Raw genomic sequence first — 18977 nt, 5'->3', positions numbered from 1 at the left:
TTGAATGAGAATCCTCAAATCTCAGCCCGATACTGTGGCCAGATTAACCAGAATGCCCATTTGGGCAGTTGGTGTCTCGATCTTGGCTCGCAACTCTTCACCTGCTCCGATGAAGCCTGCCGCGTGCTCGGCCTGGATGTTGGTGCGCCAATAGCCTTCGAGCGATTCCTGCAGTGCATTCACCCTCAAGACCGCCCCCTCTTCGAGAGGGCATGGGATGCTGCCATGTGCGGAGAGTCCCTTGATCTGCGGTATCGGATCGTCAGCGGAGGGCAGGTTCGCTGGATACACCTGCGGGCAACATTCAAGGGCGACGCCTCTGGTCAGCCCAGAGCGGCAGACGGGACGGTAGAGGACATCACCGATCTCAAGAGGGTCGAGCAGGCGCTGAACTCTATGCGCCGACAGCGAGAAGAGTTGGCCAGCCACGTTCCCGGTATGCTTTACCAATACCGTCTTCGTCCGGACGGCAGCTCGCACTTCCCTTACGCCAGCGCGAAGATGCGGGAAATATACGGGGTTGCACCGGAGGATGTTGTTGAAGATGCCACTCCTGCGTTCGCGGCGCTCCATCCTGAAGACCGTGACCGTGTGCATGAAACCATACAGGCGTCGGGGCAGTCACTCGCGCTTTGGCATGACGAGTACCGAGTGCAGTTTCCAGACGGTCGGGTGATCTGGGTCGAAGGCGAGGCGTCGCCTGAAGCCATGCCTGATGGGAGCATCCTCTGGCACGGCTATATCCATGATGTCACCTCACGCAGAAGATCCGCGGAAGAGCTTCGCCTTGCGGCTAAAGTTTTTGAGCACGCAGGAGAGGGCATCCTCGTTACGGACGCTCAAGGTCACATTGTCAACGTCAATCGGGCGTTTTCCGTGATCACTGGTTATGCGCGGGAGGAAGTAATGGGTCAGACACCTCGTCTGCTCGAGTCCGATCGCTATGACGATGAGTTCTATCAGACCGTTTGGCAGGCTCTGCGTGAGCACGACTACTGGAGCGGAGAGCTCTGGTGCCGACGCAAGAACGGCAGTCAGTTTGCCGCGCTGCTGACGATCAGTGCAGTCCCGGATATGCGGGGCCATATCGAGCATTACGCAGCCATGTTCTCCGACATCACAGCGCTGAAGGAGAACCAGCAACAGCTTGAACGCGTTGCTCATTACGACCTGCTCACCGGCTTGCCCAATCGACTATTGCTTGGAGACCGCCTTAAGCAGGCCATTGGTCAGACGCGTCGGCGTGGCATGCACCTGGCGGTTGTCTTCATCGATCTGGATGGATTCAAGGAGGTCAACGACCAGCACGGTCACGCAGTCGGCGACAAATTGCTGTCCGTCCTGTCCAGGCGTATGACGCAGGTGTTGCGCGAAGGCGATACCTTGGCCCGCCTTGGTGGTGATGAGTTTGTCGCTGTTCTGGTCGACCTGCCGGATGTTTCCATCAGCGTACCAATTCTCGGTCGCCTGATCGAGGTAGCGGCACAGCCCGTACCGATTGGTGACGCACTGTGCGAGGTGAGCGCGAGTATCGGTGTGAGCTACTACCCGCAAGGCGAAGATATCGACGCCGACCAACTGCTGCGGCAGGCAGATCAGGCTATGTATCGCGCCAAGCAAGCCGGCAAGAATCGATATCACGTTTTCGATACGGAGAAGGATCGTGCCCTGCGCACCCGTCACGAAGGATTTGACAGCATAGCGAATGCCCTTGCCAATGGGCAGTTTCTGCTTTACTTCCAACCTAAGGTCAACATGCGCACCGGCGAGGTGCTGGGCGCCGAAGCCTTGATCCGCTGGCAACATCCGGCGCGTGGCTTGTTATCTCCTGCCTCCTTCATACCCATCATTGAGAACCATCCGCTCGGGATTGACGTGGGGAAATGGACCATCGAGGCTGCGCTAACCCAGATCGAAGTTTGGCGCAAGGCCGGCCTTCATGTCCCGATCAGCGTGAATATCGGTGCGCGGCACTTGCTGCAACCGGACTTCATCATGCATCTACGGGGTATGTTGTCACGACATCCCGGCGCCCAGCCGCAAGACCTTGAACTGGAAATCCTCGAAACCAGCGCCGTGGAGGACTTCGTTCAAGTGTCTCAGTTGATGACGCTGTGCGAGCGGATGGGATTGCGTTTTGCCCTCGACGATTTCGGCAGCGGCTATTCATCGCTGACCTATCTGAAGCGCCTGCCCGCGCACCTGCTCAAGATCGACCAAGGTTTTATACGCGACATGCTCGAGGATCCGGACGATATCGCCATCCTCGATGCGCTACTGGGACTGGCAAGCTCGTTTGGCAGGAACTGCATCGCGGAGGGAGTCGAATCCATTGAGCATGGTGAAATGCTGCTGCGTATGGGATGCGAGTGGGGCCAGGGCTATGCCATCGGGCATCCGATGCCAGCGCATGAATTCGAGCAATGGCTACACACCTGGCAGGTACCCTTATCCTGGAAGGGATTCAAACCTGACAGTCGCTCCGCGCTGCCCGTGCCGTTCACATACGCCAACCACCGGGTCTGGATTTCCCAGATGATCGACTATCTGTCAGGCAAGGCCCAAGTGCCCCCTCAATCCGAAACACTCCAATACTGGCGGGATCAAAGTGGCCGCCCTACGTTCTTCGGCAAGGATCCTGATGATCAGGTCGATGTCCTGCATCAGAGCATCCAGCAGTTAGCGCACACCCTGAGTGAAATGAAAAATGCCGGCCGTGTCGAGGCATTGAGGGCTGGCATCGACAAGTTGCAACGTTTGCAGGCGGATCTGCTGGGATTGCTGCCGCCAGACCAGAAGCCGAATTGATGCCATGCATGGAACAAAGGTTTGACGTGCAAGAGGCTGATCCACCCATCGGCGGCGCCACGGACGTGCAGGACGTTATGCGCTGGGTGGCTTCGCAATTGCCCCGGCAATCCAGGTGTAATCGAGTCGTCTTCTCGGACTCCCCGTTACATTAACGTTTCATTGAAAGAGAGAGCAACGCTTATGCATAAAGAATCTGGCCACACGGCCCTTGACAAGATGCGCTCCCAGTGGCGGTTGATGACGGTTTACGAGCGCTTCGAGCAGGTCGTTGCCATCGCGCTTTGGGGCGTCATGTCGATGGTGATTGTGATTTCGCTGATTCAGTTGATTCGGCTCGTCTTCACGCTGCTTGTCATGGATGCACTGAATCCATTGGACCATAAGGTTTTTCAGCTGGTATTCGGTGCCACCATGACGCTGCTGATCGCGATGGAGTTCAAGCATTCGATCGTCAAAGTGGCGCTGCGCAAGGAAAGCATCATCCAGGTCAAGACCGTCATTCTGATCGCGATCCTGGCGCTGGCCCGCAAGTTCATCATCCTTGACCCCGACGTTGATCCTGCCAAAGTGGCCGCCCTGGCGGGGACGGTACTGGCCTTGGGTCTGACCTATTGGCTCATGCGTGAACGCGACGACCGGAAGAGCGAGTAATTGGACCATGGCCCTTTATGGTCTAGACGGTCGACACGATGCCAGGTCGAGGCACCGCTGGCTCAATCGCTTTCAAACCGTGTTGCTGGTTTTGAACCTGGTGGGGATCGCGGCTGCCGTTGGCAGTCTGCTGTTGGGCGAGCATGGCCTTTGGCTGGCACTGGCAACATGCGCATTGACCCTGCTGATCGAACCTGTCGTCGCCTCCGCGATGACCTTACGCCTGTATGGCACCCGTCCCTTGCGCAGCAATGAAGCCTCCGTAATCTGGTCGTTGCTGCGAGCGCTTACAACGCGCGCCGGGTTGCCGAACACGCCGGTTCCGTACTATGTGTCCAGCGGCATCGTCAATGCCTTTGCCACCGGCTCCAGGCGCCTTGCCTCCATTGCCCTCACGGATGGCCTGCCCGGCTGGGGAAATCCCGAGCCGTCTTGGTTGCGCACGCATACGGCGGCAGAGGATCGTATCGCGCGCCCGATGGAGTTGGCGCCTCAGCCATCGCAGACCCAGCCGTTCTAAACAGATTATCTCGTGCCAAGGTCGTTCGCCCCGATCTGGCCACCACGCCGGGGCCTGCGCGGCCTTTGGCGCTAAATCACTCGAAAGGAGCCTCCGTCATGTCTTCCCCCGGTCCTTACCCACAACGCCCAGCTCCGGATCATTTCGTCCGGCGGTGGCTCGTCATCACTGCGTGCGTTGCAGCACTCATGCTGTTCTGGCAGTTCCTGCCCGCCATCGAAGCCTGGTTCAGCCCGCGCCAAGCCGCTGAGCGCACCGTCACGCCGCGTGGCGATCTGGCCGCTGACGAACAGGCCACCATCGAGCTGTTCGAGAAATCCCGGGCATCGGTGGTTTACATCACGACGTCCCAACTGGTGCGCGATGCCTGGACGCGCAACGTCTTTTCTGTGCCGCGCGGCACGGGTTCGGGTTTCATCTGGGATGACGCCGGTCACGTCGTTACCAACTTTCATGTGATCCAGGGGGCGTCGGATGCCACGGTCAAACTGGCCGACGGCCGCGATTACCAAGCCGCGCTGGTCGGCGTGAGTCCGGCCCACGATATCGCGGTGCTCAAAATCGGCGTCGGTTTTCAGCGCCCGCCCGCCGTTCCGGTCGGCACCAGCGCAGACCTCAAAGTGGGACAAAAGGTGTTCGCCATCGGCAACCCCTTCGGCCTGGATTGGACACTCACCAACGGCATCGTGTCCGCGCTCGATCGATCGCTGCCCGGGGAATCTGGCGGAGTGACCATCGAACACCTGATTCAAACAGATGCCGCTATCAACCCCGGCAACTCGGGTGGGCCGTTGCTCGATTCCGCCGGCCGCCTGATCGGCATCAACACAGCGATCTACAGCCCTTCCGGTGCGTCGGCTGGGATCGGCTTCGCCGTACCGGTGGACACGGTCATGCGTGTGGTGCCACAACTCATCAAGACCGGCAAATACATCCGCCCGGCGCTTGGGATCGAGGTTGACGAGCAGCTCAACCGCCGATTGCAGGCGCTGACCGGCACCCAAGGCGTGTTTGTGCTCCGTGTCGCCCCTGGCTCAGCGGCGCAAAAGGCGGGGCTGAACGGTGTCACCGTGGGCCCCGAAGGCATCGTGCCGGGAGACCGCATCACCGGCATAGACGGCGCTCCCGTCGACGATGTCGCCAAGCTGCTGGCACGGCTTGACGACCGAAAGGTAGGAGATGTGGTTGTCTTGTCGGTTGAGCGGGCCGGCAAGCCAAGGGAAGTGCGTGTGGAGTTGCAACCTGGCGCCTGATCTGAAGTTGAGAACTTCTGGGGATCGGCAAAAAATAACGATGGATGCATCAAGTATTCGAGCCGCAGAAACTTGATGCCCTACACTTTGGTTACCAAGGCTTTTTGCTTTTGGGCTCGGACCTCTTCTTGCGCTAGTCCTTATATCGGCAGCAGCCAGCAGCTCTCGACGCACAGCAGAAGATCACGCTTGCATCTTGCCCCCCGGTAAGTAACGGCGGGCTGCCGTTCGCGGCCTAACCGTTACCTCAGGGCGTCTTACAGATAACCGTTATCCGAGTGCCCGCAGTTTTACCAAGCCAAGGGCAAGTATCAGGTGAACAGCTGACACTGGAGGTGCGCAGAATTACAGCGGTGTCTCGAGGGTCTGCTGCCGTAGATTGCGACCAGGAATTTCCGAACCTGACTGAACTCGATATGGGAGGATAGCGTGGCCTCGGCACTACCTGAGCCGGAGACGATGTACGAGTTCGGTGGGCGGCGAAGCAAACCGAGGCAACTTATCAATTAAAGATCGTGATGGCGCACAACACTCGGTAGACGCCATCGATTCACAGCTTCGCAAGATCGAAGAGCAGAGCCTTGGGTATAAAGTGGCTCGTTTCTTCGATCTTCTGGGGCGGTGATTTACGCGACCTGCAGTGTCGGATAGTCTGTATAGCCCTTGGCGCCACCTGCGTAGAACGTGTTGGAGTCAGGCGCGTTCAGCGGTGCCTTGGCCCTGATGCGTGCGGGCAGGTCCGGGTTAGCCAGGAAGGCGGTGCCAAAGGCCACAGCGTCAAGCTTACCTTCGGCAATAGCTGCCTCTGCCTCATCAGCGCTGTAACCCATATTGCCCACCAACACACCCTTGTACTTTTCACGCGCTACGGGCATGACATCGGCCTTCTGCACGCCGAAGAAATCGGCGCGCATCACGTGCAGGTAGGCTAGCTTGAAGGCATTGAGCCTATCGGCCAGGAAGCCGATGAGAGCCAGCGGGTCGCTGTCTTTCATGCTGTTGAAGCTGTTGAGGGGCGAGAGGCGCAGGCCCACACGTTCGGAACCGATCGCCTGGGTCACGGCAGTGAGTACCTCGAACAGCAAACGTGCACGGTTTTCCAGCGATCCGCCGTAGGCATCGGTGCGCTGGTTGGGCGTGTCGCGCAGAAACTGGTCAATCAGGTAGCCGTTGGCGCCGTGTACTTCCACACCATCAAAGCCGGCGGCAATGGCGTTGCGTGCGCCTTGAGCAAACGCAGCCACGATGCCGGGAATCTCTTCGATGGTCAGGGCGCGGGGCACCGCGTGCGGCACCTTGCCTTGGGGCGTGTGGATCTCACCCTCAATGGCGGTTGCGCTGCTGGAGACAATGGGGGCGCCATCGGCAGCGCCAGGGTAGGCTGCGCGGCCAGCGTGCCAGATCTGCATGAAGATGCGTCCGCCCTTGGCGTGCACCGCGTCGGTCACCTGTCTCCAGGCTGCAATCTGCGCGTCGTTGTAGATGCCAGGCTCATTGACGAAGGCTGATGTACCGGGCGCCACCATGGTGCATTCGGAAATCAGCAGGCCGCCGGTGGCACGCTGGCTGTAGTACTCGGCCATCAGCGCGTTGGGCATGTGGCCAGCGTCGGCACGGGCGCGTGTCAGTGGTGCCAGAAGGATGCGGTTGGGCAGGGTGAGAGAACCTACTTGAAGTGGATTGAATAGCATGTGAATGAAAACCCAGATTAGTGAACAGAAAACAGTGGTAAAGCTAACAGTATTCCCAATACTCAGACCTTTGAAAGGTCACTGAAGACTGCTTTGGCACGGCTGGTGCTTTTGCTCCCAACGCACGATGTAGTAGACGCAAGTGGGTAAGCCTTTGCTACCGCCAGTTTCGCGGCGGTCTCACGCCGTACATGCACCACACGCCTTTGGTCATCCACCGCGTCGCAACTCCCTGATACCCCGGCCCAGCTTGCGGCGCAACAGGGCCCGCAGGGTCACCCCATCCGAGTACCCGACCTGTGCGGCGACCTGGTCGACGCTGGCGTTCCCGGTGCGCAAGAGATGGACGGCATGCTCCACGCGCAGGTCCTGGAAATACGACAGCGGTGTCTTTCCCAAAACGCTTTGCAGCCGCCGCGCCAAGGTGCGCTCGCTTGTGCCCACGGCGCTGGCCGCCTCGGCCAGCGAGAACCCCTGCGCGAGCCGACGTCTGGCCCAGCACTCGAAGCGCTCTACCATCGGGTCGGCATGCGCAAGGTGGTCGGGAATCACGAACTCGGCTTGCGAACTGCGTGTCTCGACCAGCAGATAGCGTGCCACCAGGGCCGCCAGCGCCGGACTGCGCCCTCGGATGATGCGCAAGGCCAAGTCGACGTGGGCCAAAGCGGCACCCGCGGTGGTGAAGCGTGTCGAGTTCACGATCATGCGTGACTCGTCCAGCGCGACGTTCGGATAGCGCTGCCGAAACATCGGCCCCAGCCACCATGATGTCGTCGCACGATGCCCATCAAGCAGGCCACTCTCTGCAAGCAAGAAACTACCGGAGCAAGCGGCACCAAGGTGCGCGCCAGCGGTCGACCACTGCTGTAGCGCCGCGACCGCGTCGGACACATCGGGTCGTGTGAGTCGAGCCGAGAGCATGTCAGGCATCTTGTCGCCAAACGCTGGCACGAGCACTACGTCTGGTTCGGGCACACCATGCGCAGTGACCACGGGGACCGTCAAGCCTTGCGCAGTTCGGATGCGACGCCGCACGCCCACCAGCGTGAGCTCTATGTGCGCGGGAGCCTGTGGCAGCGAGCCCGCCATCGCATTGGCTAAGCCCACTGTGTCAGTGAGCGCCGCAAGCCCCAGATCAAACACGCCATCACAAACAAGGAGGTGGAGTTTCATGGCAAAAATGATATCAATGTTGTCATTATTGCCTATAGAGATGTCTGTCATGAAGACTTAGACTGCAGTCTCTTCGATCCCTTCACCCACTTTTCCATTTACCCAAAGGAATACAGCATGACCAAGCTCGCCCTGTTTGTTCGCCTCGAAGCTAAACCCGGCCAGGAGGCTGCGCTTGCCGACTTCCTGGCCAGCGCACTGCCGCTCGCCAATGCCGAGTCCGGCACCACGGCCTGGTTCGCATTGAAGTTTGGCCCTTCGACATTTGGTGTGTTCGATGCCTTTGCCGATGAGGCAGGTCGCCAGGCACATCTGAACGGCCAGATCGCCGCGGCCTTGATGGCCAACGCAGCGACCTTGCTCAGTTCTCCGCCCAATATCGAGAAGGTCGAACTGCTTGCAGCCAAACTGCCTGCATGACAACTCGGCCTTGACCCAATCAGGTCACGCTACAGGATGGGGGTCACACAGCCCTACGTGCAACCCCGACCTCCTTGCTGTCATTCTTGCAGTCTATGGATTCGCCGGCGAGAAAAGGGCAGATTCAAACCTGCCCACCCACACCCTTGAACTTCTCCACAAACGCAGCGATCTTCTGGAACACGGTTTGCTTCTTGGTGAGGTACTGCGGGTTCAGAGGGCTCATCTTGGGTAGCACGGCATTCAGTTCAGTGCCGCTGTCTGAGGCGAATTCACGTTTCAAGGAATTGGTGATGTAGCGTTTGGCAGCTTCCGCATTCAGCTTCTCCTCATCAATCAACGCCTGCGCTTCACGCTGCTGCTCAGCCTGGGCATATTGGAAGAAGGCATCAATCACCGTGGCCTTGTCGCCCAGCTCATCCAAGTTGGTGTGGTTGATAAATTCCACTACCAAGTCTTCCTTGGCACGGTTGCCAATGCTGGCACGAATGACGCGGCGTACATCTTCCACCAAGGTGGATTTGTCTTTGAGCTTTTTGTTGTTCTCAAAGATCAGCTCAAGGATGTAGTCTAGGTTGATCTCTTGGGACTTGAGCAAGTCCACTTCAAACACCACATCGTTCCAGTCGATGGCCGATGGGGTTACATCACCACCACCTTCACGCTCCTTGCGTATCCAGTCGCGCACATCGTTGTAGGTGGAGCGGTAGTCCTGCACCTTGCGCTCTGCAGGCATGGTGATGGCCTGTAGCGCCTGCAAATCCTCATCACTCAGGTAGTGCTTGGCCTTGAAGTCCTCTACGGCTGCAGCATCGTTCAGATCCACCTCCTGCAAAGCCTTTAAGCTGGCAAACTCATCGTAGTTTTGCAGCACGTTCTCCAGGCGCAGGTATTCACCAAACAGCTTCACGAAGGCTTTCTTGTCAGATTCCTTCTCAATGGCTGCAGGGTCAGGGTAGCGTTCTTGCAGCTCTTTGACCACCTCGATAAAGCCCCGCTTTGCAGCACCCGAGGCAATATCGGTAAAGCCTTCCATGTACTCCTTGTAGCTCTTCTCCAGCACCACGTTCTTGGTGTTCTTGTCACCAAACAACGTGATGGCATCGACCGTGGCCTGCTCCAGATCGCGGAAGGTGACGATGTTGCCAAAGGTCTTGGTGGCGTCATAAATGCGGTTGGTGCGGGAGTACGCCTGCATCAAGCCATGAAAGCGCAGATTCTTGTCCACGAACAAGGTGTTCAGCGTAGGCGCATCAAAGCCTGTGAGGAACATGCCCACCACAATCAGCAAGTCAATCTCTTTGGCTTTGACCTGCTTGGCCAGATCCCGGTAGTAGTTCAGAAAGCCCTCGCCATCTACGCTAAAGCTGGTGCCAAACAGCGCGTTGTAGTCTTTGATGGCAGCAGTCAAAAACTCCTTGGCACTGCTATTCATGGCTGATGTATCCAGGCTTTCGTCCTGAATATCGCCAATCGCATCCTGCTCCTCGTTGGCAGCAAACGAGAAGATGGTGGCCACCTTCAGCGGCTTGTCACGCCCTTTTTGCTGCTCCTTGAAGCACTCGTAGTACGCCTTGGCTGCATCCACGCTGCTAACCGCAAACATGGCGTTAAAGCCCTTGGCACCAGGGTGCAAGCGGTGGGTTTTTTGATGAAAGTTGTTCAGGATGTACTGCGTAATCTCGCGAATGCGATCCGGGTGCAGCAGGGCTTGCTTGTTCTCGGCAGCGCTGAGCTTTTTCTCGTCCTGCTCGCTCTCAATGGCCTTGAATTTGGGGCGCACATCGTTGTAGTCCACCTTGAACTTGAGCACCTTCTCATCACGGATCGCATCGGTGATCACGTAAGAGTGCAGCTCGCGCCCAAACACGCTGGCCGTGGTTTCAGCCCCTAGTGCGTTCTGGGGGAAGATGGGGGTGCCGGTAAAGCCAAACTGGCAGAACTTCTTGAACTTCTTCTTGAGGTTCTTTTGCGCCTCACCAAACTGGCTGCGGTGGCACTCGTCAAAGATAAACACCACCTGCTTGTTGTAGATGGGCAGGTCGGCCTCGCTCTTCATCAGGTTGTTGAGCTTTTGGATGGTGGTGACAATGATCTTGTTGTCGTCCTTGTCCAAGTTGCGCTTCAGTCCTGCCGTGCTGTCTGAGCCATTGACGCTGTCTGGCGAAAACCGCTGGTACTCCTTCATGGTCTGGAAGTCCAGATCCTTGCGGTCCACCACAAAAAACACCTTGTCGATGAACTCCAGCTCTGTGGCCAGCCGCGCTGCCTTGAAGCTGGTCAAGGTCTTGCCAGAGCCCGTGGTGTGCCAGATAAAGCCACCGCTTTCCACCGTGCTCCAGTTCTTAGCCTCGTAGCTGCTCTTGATCTTCCACAGAATGCGCTCTGTCGCAGCAATCTGGTATGGGCGCATCACCAGCAGGGTGCCATCCAGATCAAACATGACGAGGTCGTAGCGGCGCACCATCAGCGGGCCTTGATAGCACTGAGGTAGCGGAAGCCGCCACCGGCGATCTGCAGCCCATCACGACGTCGTGCAAGGTAGCGGTGATTGAGTTCTGCAGGGCCTAGATCCTCTTCGACATCGAATCCAGCTATCGCCAGCAAAGCCTTCATCTGTTCGGGCGTGCCCGATGACTGCCAGGGCTCCCCCCCGGCCGCCATGACATGCGCAGTGAACTGCATCATCGTTCGCTCGATGGGAGGCAGGCACTGCTCGTCCAGACGGTAATCCATGATGAGTGTCGAGCCGATGGGCAACGTGCGCAGCGCATGGATCGTGCGCTCGACAGCCGCTGGGTGGAGGTACACCAGCACGCCAAGTATCGACACGACCGTGGGGGCAGACATGTCGACGCCCCCCTGGGTGAGCGCATCATCTACCGTGACTTCGCGCAAGTCGGCCGACACCCAGTGGAGTCGAGCAGGCGTTGCCCAACCGTTTTCGGCGTACACGCCCTGCTTCCACGCCTGCATGGCTGGCTGGTCAAGCTCAAACACGTCGATGGCAGGCAGTGCCAGCGCGGCTCGCAGGGCCCAGGTGTCCAGCCCCGCACCGATGACGGCGTACTGGCGGCTCCCCAAGGCGATGGCTTTGAGCAGGCGATCTTCAGCAAACCTTGAGCGCACCACAATCCCGGCGCGCAGTGATCGGGCCGTCACGTCGTTGTGGGCAATCGCCCGCTCCAAGTACGTGAGCATTGCCGGATCCAGCCCGGCATGGGCAGCCGTCTCCGGGGCTTGGCGGTGCATCTGTGCCCATTGCAAGACGGTGCGCAGTTGACCGCCGAAGACGGCCATGGCCACGTTCATCCACTGCTGCGCCAGGCGTTGCACTTCTGGCATGTCAACGGGCGCATCAGAGCTTTGACAGCGGCTGAGGGCTGCGGCGAGAGGCTCCCAGCGTGGCCGCTCTTGGCGCCATTTACCCAGTAGTTTGCGTATGCCATGCCCCGGAAGAAAGCGTTGGTAGCTCGTCAGCAAGTGCACGCCTGCCAGCAATGCCTCAGTGTTGTCCTCCCCGCCGTTGTTGGTGAGCAAGGTATCGTGCAGCAGCTGCAAGTTTTCTTTCAGCGCCCGTGCCTGCTCGATCGCGCGCTCCGTTTCCATGATCTGACGGCCATCCACCTGCGCCAATTCGGCTTGTTCAAGGAGTTCCCGAACAGCGGGGAGCAGGCTGTCGGCATCACGGCACAGCCAGTAGATGCCTTTGGGATAGCGAACGGGCGATCGAAGGACCGCGTTCAAGGCCTGCATGACGGAATCGTCGCGCCCGCTGTAGCCGACGATGACAAGTCCAAACCGCTGCAGCGCTTGGGTCAACACCAAGCGCAACTGTGCGTCCTGCTGCGCCAGTTCTTGATCGGTATTCTTGAGTTCGACCGACTGGTAGTCGCCGTGCAGCTTCACGATCAGCGGCCACTCGCTCTCGCGTAGACACGTTTCGGCGCGGGCAGCGTTGTCGATCGCGGCGAGGGTGGGCGTGCCGCGTTCGCTGGCGGGTAGCAGTTGCGACGCAATGGTGGCAGCGCTCTCGATGAGCGAATCGAAATTCGTGGTGAATACGCAAGGAGTCTTCTGTGCTCCCAGGAGGGAGCCCAACACCTTGTGGCCGAGCGAAGGGCTCCCCTTGCTGACTTGGTTCCTGATGAAAAGCCGCCGGTCGTCAGGCGTGGGGTACAGGGCCTCGAACGCCCGGCTGTACTCCGAGGGATCTCCCTTGGGCGGCAGGATCCCCATTCGCTCATGGTGCAGGTCGATGCGCGATTGCCAAACGGGGTCCGCCGGGTCAATTTCGCGCAGGCTGATGCCAGTTTCCGAGGCGAAAAGGCGTGTTCTGAATTCCTGGATCATTTGATAGCCCGTCGGTATGCCCGCCGTGGCGGAGGCTCCGGCACCGAGCAACCACGCAAAGCCCAAGGGGTTCAGAGCAAACCGCTCTGCGAAAGCCCGGCCACTGATTTCCTTCATCCAGAACTCCTTTTGATCGCTTCTTCTTGCTTATTTGTAACGTATCACAAGCGAAGTCCGACGTCAGTCCCGGCGCGTCTGTGAGCGCCACGGATTCAGGGCGACCGGTGACATGGATGTCGTCGAGGAAGACGATCTGGAGCTTGTTGCGATAGAGCGCCAAATCTGAATAGACGGCACCGTTCAAGGAGATTGCTTCGTCAGGGGTTCAACGGCTGTTTCTGCCCCTACAGTTGCCGCCGAAGCCTCATCCGCGAATGATGGCAATCGCTGCAAAGGCGTCAGTGGAAAGGCTAAATGAGACTTTCGGGGAAAAAAGACATATAAACCAAGCCCCACTAATGTGGGGCTTGGTTTATGACTTTCATGCAGCTATTCGCTAGATGCAGTTCTTGGAATTTCGGGATAAAACTCTTCCATGATCTCAGATGTCTCATCGGGCGCATCTTCAAAACTGCCATTAGCAAACCCAAGCTGCGCTGCCGAGTCCAAAGCCGACTGATCAAATCCAGCAGCCAAGCGCTCATTTGCGATCATGCGTGCTTGAGCGATAGCTTCATTCAAAGAAATCCCCGAACGCACCACCAAGTCCGCGTAATAGATGGCCGATCGATGCGACTGCGTGGTGGACTTGCCGCGCAGCTTGAGCTCCAGCGGCATGCAGGCCAGGTTGCCACCAGAGACTGCAGCGAAGTACTGCAACCGCGCTGCCAGAGTGCGAATGCTGTTGAAGCCCGTGGTGCGAAATACAAAGCTACCTGCAGTTTTGCATTCCAGAAGCTGCACCGCCGAAGAGCCGACCACTTCACGATCCACGTTAGCCAGCATCCAAGGATGCTCAGGATGCTGCAAAACCGCATTCACTCTGCGCACCTTGTTGCCTGTGCGCTTGGTGTAGTGAGCCGCCACAATGGGCTCCAGCATCGTTCCCCAGAACATGGGGCTGGTGTCACCATTCGGATCGAAGACTGGCAGCAGATCAACCTTGCCCGTCTTTTGCATCCACAACTCCAGTTGGGACTGGTAGGGGTTCAGGCCAATCGCTGCAGCGGCATCGGAGCTGCCAATGCCGGTGCGGCGCACCTCCAGCCAATCATCTCGCTCCAGGTCTTTGGTTGAGACCAGGCGCAAAGCAGCGCCCTTGCGGGGCGTGCGTGGAGCGTTGTTGAAGGCAGCGTGAGGAGCTGTAGAGCCAGCATCCAGATTTCCATTCTTGAGAACATGCACAGACATCGAAATCTCCTGGCCCGCCAATTGCGGGCATAAAAAAGCCACCTCAAAAGGTGGCTTGGTTGGGTGGAAAACAGAAAGCGTAAAAACGGTGTGATGCGTCCAAACACGGACAACTAGATCTGCAGTCAGTCATTGCTATGGCGTCAACCCATCAGGCTACCAGCTGCAGCGCATGATCCAGAGCGCGTTGCTTGATGACGGCTCCTTGGCCAAACCAGGCGCTGTCCAAGCGGTTGTCCTGGCTGCGGGCTTGCTTCTCATGGTCAATGAACTCGGTCACAGAGCACAGCAGGCCCCAGGCCGTGTCCTTGGACGCATGCATCTCAGCACCACGGCCATGGCCCTCATAGAGCATCTGCACCTTCTTGAGAGCACGCTCATTAGTCAATCCCACAGACATATCGGAATGCTGATCGGTGTTGCAGATCACCTTGAGGAAATAGTTCATAGCCTCATGGGTCTTGACCTTACGCTCGGCCAGCGTCTTCATGCGGTACATAAAGCTGTCCCACTGACCGACTGCTACACCCAACTGGCGTTTGACCGCCTGGGCATCGAAAGCCGTGCTGTGAGGCACCTTGACGGCTCCCACACCATCACGCAAAGCAATCGTCAGCGTGTTATTGCAGACCACCCGCACCGTCGTGGGCATGGCCACCGTAGCCAGCGTTCCATCACAGGACGTAGCCAGCAGCAAATAACCATTGACCACATCATTGCCTTTGAGCGCCGCCGACTTGCCAGTACGGGCCAAAGCCCAGAACTTGCGTCCAGCCTTAAGCACGCCAGCGGTCTCCAATTCATAGCCAGCGACTTCGGTCAGGTCCCGGTAGAACTCCAGCACCTCACGAGGTTGCACCACCTGGTAGCGGCTCCCCACAACAGATAAAGGAGCTTGCGTATCACTGCGATACAGCACCTTCTGCTCGGGAAAATCCTTGGGTTCGGCATAAAGACCTGAAAGGCCAGACTGACCATCAGAGGCGAGGTAACGTACTGGCGTTTCCTGAATACGCCAATCCATGCCGGCAGCCTGCGCCCAGACATCGATGCTTTGCTTAGCAGGCAGGGCGTGACCCAGTTCATGCCAAGGGGTTTGGCCGGTATAGGCCATTGTTTCTACGAGATGTGCCATGTTGATTACTTTCGATAAATAGGGGATGAATTAGGCGGATTTTTCAGGAAATGAATTTCCGCAGGATGTGCAAACCAAGTTGTCAAGCATGTGCTGGTCGATTTTCTTGCCGACGCTGGAGCCCAACTCGCAGCCAATTGCACTACCTGCTATTCCGCCTAAAACAGCATCGGCCAGACCACCAGCAGTAGCTCCTGCAGGGCCCGCTGCGGCTCCTGCGGTCATACCAATTTGGGCGCCTCTGATCGTTCCGGCAAAGCCTCCGGTGGCACCCGCCGCAGTGCCCAAGACACCAAAAAGCTTCTTAGCCCAATTGCGTTGAGCGACCTTGCGACTTCCGCAGGCAGGGCAGCTTGCATCGTGATTCATAGATTTCCTCTGAGACTGTATTTAAGTAGATAAGTCAATGATTTCATTGCCTTAGTCCGGTAGAGCTCACTATGGATGTGCTCGCCTTAGTCATATGTGATTGAGGAATTTTTGAGTTCAGTTTTGCTATGTCTCAGAACGTTTTTTGAAGCAAATTCCAGCTAGACGAAGGAAGGGATATTTTTTATAAAAACCCTACAGCTCTGCTGACAATAAAAAAACCTGGCTGGGCGAATGATGTCCTTCGCCCGGCACTCTCAGAGGAAGGGAACTAAATATTTGCCCTATTCGCCCGATCTCGATTGATACGAGAAATTACGTTCAATTTGTGAAAAAAATAAATAAAAACAATGACTTATATGTATTTCATGTTTTTTTCTGGAAAGTCAAGAGACGTGAAGCTGTAAAAAATTACTGCGTCACGCGTTAGGCTGATTCTGAGATTGCCGGTGAAATTCACCTCATTGAAAACAGAGGTGAAAAATGAGCGAACTCACAACGCATGACAACCAAGCCAGCACACCTGCAGCAGACACTTTCAACCTGAACATGAGCGTGATCCGCTTGCCCAAGTTGCTCCAAATTTTGGGCATCTCGCGCTCGACGGTGTACTTGAAGATCAACAAGTCCTCGAAGTACTACGACAAGGACTTTCCCCTGCCCATCAAGCTCGGAGAGAAGGCTGTGGGCTGGGTGCTTCAGGATGTCTTCAACTACATCGAGTTGATAAAACGGGGTACTAAATCGTTGAATTAATTTTTCACAAGAATTTAATCTTATTGTGAGAAATATTGGATAAATACCAAGGTTTTATAGCGGATTCCCTCAGGATAAGAAATAAATTTAATTAGGTATTCTAGATACATATATGTATCTATCATTAATTTTCAATGAAATAAGAGAGTGCTTATGTCCGTAAGAGATAAGTTCATTGATCTGCAAAGATTTGTAATTAAGAATAAACAAGATTCTTGTTTTACTATTAGCTATGACGATAGAAGAAGCTATCATGAGAAATTAATGTATTACAGCATTGGAGCTAATATAGCTTCATTAGATATACAAAGAATGCCATTCTTTAAGAAGAAGAGCGGTATAACTTATAGGGCTCGTGCTTCAGGTTTAGGACATCAGATATTAAATATTCTCAATCATGCCAGTCAGTCTAGAGTGCTGGGGTGGGATGAGGAGTACGCGTCTATCATTAACTACAGTCCTTTAATGAAATTGACCTACAGCGCTTTCGTTGCCGCAACCTCTCCTAATGGTGGGAGTGTTGAAAGTATCGGATTCATAGAGCCTGTAATTTATGGAGAGCGTGGCTTCAAAATGGCTTGTGGTAAGCGTACAGATGAAATTATTGATGGATTAAATAATTTTGTTGTACAGCTAAAAGATGCTTTGAATAAAGATGAGTTGCGTGAAGAAGTAAAAAGCTTTTATAGAAATGCAAATGAGCGTTATCACCAGTTGATGAAGGTGGCACTTCAGTCTTGGGAGATCAACTGTAAAAACGTTTTGCTTCGAATAGATTGGGGCTTCTATATAGAGCAACCACGTATGCCATTTCGGCTAAAAACCGAGCAAGAGATTAATGAAGAATTTGTAGTTGTTGATATTAAAAGAAATCTCATGCTGAAAAGACTGAAAAAGATGTTCGGTAAGGATTTATCTTTTTACGCCTGGAAGATTGAGTGTGGATACCATAAAGGGCTGCATATCCATTGGCTCATCGCGCTCAATGGCTCAAAGTATCAAAATCCTTATTATCACTCAAGAGCAATTACTGAAGATTGGACGCAGCACGTCTGTGGTGAGGAGAGCTACATATGGAATGTTTTGGGCATGTGCAAACCTGGTAGTGAATATTTGCGAAACATTGATTACAGAGATGAAGAGCTGATCACAATTTTAAGTACATACGCTAGCTATCTTACAAAAATTGATGTCACGATGAAATTGAGAGCTCCTGAGAGTTTTAGAACCTTCGGCTGCTCAAAAATGAAAAATCTCAACAAAAACAAACCAGGTCCAAAGAGATCATCGTCCATCAGTTTTAATAATGGATATTAAAAAATGAACTATCTTATTCAGAATTCACCTTACCCAGTCCATGTGCTGCCAGCAATGTTGCGAGATTTTGCAGACCGTGTAGTTGCAGCTACTCAGTCGTCCTATGAAATGGTTGTGCCGGTAATGCTTGCAGGTATGTCTGCAGCTGTTCAAGGCGTAGCTGATGTAAAAACACCTTATGGTGAAATTATGCCAACTAGCCTATTTTCTTTTGTGATTGCAAAGTCTGGAGATAGAAAATCCAGCATCCTTAAAAAGGTGATGAAAGGATTTGAAGACTTTGAGCGAGGAAAAATAAGCGAGCATGTTTTTCCCGGCTGGGAGAATCAGGAATTGATACACCATCAATTTTTGATAGAGGATGCAACAAGTAAGGGTGTCATTGATATATTTAAAGAGGGTGCATCTTCTTTGTTTTATGCATTGGATGAAGCTGCTCTGATTTTTAATAAATTAGACATGCCATACTTTTGTAAACGCTTTGATGGATCTGCCATTAATGAAGTGAGCAGAACTCAAGGAACTACAAGATTACTCGATAGGCGAGTTGCTTTATGCATGCTGACTCAGGATGTTACTTTTGAGCGTTTTTTTAGCAAGAAAGGTGATGTACTTGTCGAGTCTGGACTGATGCCCCGGATGCTGATTTCTCAAGCCTCTGCACACACTGGAATTTATAGATGGAATCCACTGCCTGCGAATGAGGAAAATTTGGAAAGGCATGGTTTTCATCAACGTGTAAGAGAATTAATGAAAAAGTATGCTAAAGAGTTAGAAAATACTGAAATCAGTAGAGAGGTTGTTTGTTTTGATAAAAGTGCGTGTGAATTGTGGGAGCAATATATTAAAAACGTTGATTTTGTTTTAAATCATCATGGGGAGTGGGAAGAAATTAGAGCATTTATGCGTAGAAGCGGTGAATTGGTGATGCGCATCGCAGCTGTTCTTCAATATTTCACTGAGCCCGGAGATAAAATTCAGCCATGGGCTGTTCAATCCTCTATTGAAATGGTTAGATGGCATCTCCATGAGGCTAAAAGAATATTTGGAGAAGAATCATTAGAGTTGAGAATCAAAAAAGATGTGGATTTGCTATTTAAATATACTATTGGGCGTTATCAAAGAACTGGAAGTAAATACATTGAAAAAATGGTGAGCAGTCGTCGGAGACAAGGCAC

Annotated in this window: 13 protein-coding genes and 2 pseudogenes; 8 read left to right on the top strand and 7 right to left on the bottom strand. The window is 54.9% G+C overall.

What is annotated here, in order from left to right; translation table 11 throughout:
• The 4 genes and pseudogenes from AruCF_RS21980 (at position 1) to AruCF_RS21965 (ending at position 5235) form a co-directional block, all read left to right on the top strand.
• Positions 1-2808, top strand: coding sequence for a sensor domain-containing protein (locus AruCF_RS21980; protein WP_083036871.1), 2808 nt, complete (start codon positions 1-3; stop codon positions 2806-2808).
• A gap of 183 nt (positions 2809-2991) precedes the next feature.
• A complete protein-coding gene (locus AruCF_RS21975) occupies positions 2992-3462 on the top strand; it encodes a phosphate-starvation-inducible PsiE family protein (protein ID WP_083036870.1) in 471 nt (156 codons plus the stop codon).
• A gap of 7 nt (positions 3463-3469) precedes the next feature.
• Positions 3470-3868 (top strand): annotated as a pseudogene (locus AruCF_RS21970) (Zn-dependent protease); the annotation flags it as partial.
• 212 nt (positions 3869-4080) lie between these two features.
• The gene (locus AruCF_RS21965; RefSeq protein WP_083036868.1) at positions 4081-5235 is read left to right on the top strand and encodes a S1C family serine protease; all 1155 of its coding nucleotides are present in this window, start codon (positions 4081-4083) and stop codon (positions 5233-5235) included.
• A gap of 626 nt (positions 5236-5861) precedes the next feature.
• Here AruCF_RS21965 and AruCF_RS21960 read toward each other — a convergent pair.
• Together AruCF_RS21960 and AruCF_RS21955 are read right to left on the bottom strand one after the other, a co-directional pair.
• Entirely contained in the window at positions 5862-6926 is a 1065-nt protein-coding gene (locus tag AruCF_RS21960; RefSeq protein ID WP_061959001.1) for an alkene reductase, read from the bottom strand.
• A 210-nt stretch (positions 6927-7136) separates the two neighbouring features.
• Entirely contained in the window at positions 7137-8150 is a 1014-nt protein-coding gene (locus AruCF_RS21955; RefSeq protein ID WP_083036866.1) for a GlxA family transcriptional regulator, read from the bottom strand.
• A gap of 66 nt (positions 8151-8216) precedes the next feature.
• Between AruCF_RS21955 and AruCF_RS21950 the strand changes: the two genes are divergently transcribed.
• The gene (locus AruCF_RS21950; protein ID WP_007182542.1) at positions 8217-8519 is read left to right on the top strand and encodes a putative quinol monooxygenase; all 303 of its coding nucleotides are present in this window, start codon (positions 8217-8219) and stop codon (positions 8517-8519) included.
• A gap of 124 nt (positions 8520-8643) precedes the next feature.
• Here the strand turns inward: AruCF_RS21950 and AruCF_RS21945 are convergent, their stop codons facing one another.
• The 5 genes and pseudogenes from AruCF_RS21945 to AruCF_RS21925 form a co-directional block, all read right to left on the bottom strand.
• Positions 8644-10962 (bottom strand): type I restriction endonuclease subunit R, encoded by a 2319-nt coding sequence (locus AruCF_RS21945; protein ID WP_254431145.1) that lies wholly within the window; start codon positions 10960-10962, stop codon positions 8644-8646.
• Between the two features lie 23 nt (positions 10963-10985).
• Positions 10986-12989 carry an SAM-dependent methyltransferase gene (locus tag AruCF_RS21940; protein ID WP_083036865.1) on the bottom strand — a complete coding sequence of 668 codons (2004 nt, stop codon included), beginning with the start codon at positions 12987-12989 and terminating at the stop codon, positions 10986-10988.
• A gap of 399 nt (positions 12990-13388) precedes the next feature.
• A pseudogene (locus AruCF_RS30005) lies at positions 13389-14222 on the bottom strand (lambda-exonuclease family protein); the annotation flags it as partial.
• Positions 14223-14373: 151 nt separating this feature from the next.
• Positions 14374-15357 carry a DUF932 domain-containing protein gene (locus AruCF_RS21930; RefSeq protein WP_083036862.1) on the bottom strand — a complete coding sequence of 328 codons (984 nt, stop codon included), beginning with the start codon at positions 15355-15357 and terminating at the stop codon, positions 14374-14376.
• Positions 15358-15387: 30 nt separating this feature from the next.
• Complete coding sequence (locus AruCF_RS21925; RefSeq protein ID WP_083036860.1) at positions 15388-15726, bottom strand: hypothetical protein; 339 nt, start codon at positions 15724-15726, stop codon at positions 15388-15390.
• Between the two features lie 483 nt (positions 15727-16209).
• Between AruCF_RS21925 and AruCF_RS21920 the strand changes: the two genes are divergently transcribed.
• From AruCF_RS21920 to AruCF_RS21910, 3 genes are all read left to right on the top strand, one after another.
• On the top strand, positions 16210-16482 hold the full coding sequence (locus tag AruCF_RS21920) for a helix-turn-helix transcriptional regulator (protein ID WP_019042283.1): 273 nt from the start codon (positions 16210-16212) through the stop codon (positions 16480-16482).
• Positions 16483-16635: 153 nt separating this feature from the next.
• Entirely contained in the window at positions 16636-17799 is a 1164-nt protein-coding gene (locus AruCF_RS21915) for a YagK/YfjJ domain-containing protein (RefSeq protein ID WP_083036859.1), read from the top strand.
• 3 nt (positions 17800-17802) lie between these two features.
• Positions 17803-18977 (top strand): DUF3987 domain-containing protein (locus AruCF_RS21910; protein ID WP_083036852.1); only part of this gene is annotated, 1175 nt, incomplete at its 3' end.

It is taken from the genome of Achromobacter ruhlandii, from assembly GCF_002082135.1.
Lineage (GTDB): Bacteria > Pseudomonadota > Gammaproteobacteria > Burkholderiales > Burkholderiaceae_B > Achromobacter > Achromobacter ruhlandii.
This window is presented reverse-complemented; position numbering and strand designations above follow the sequence as displayed.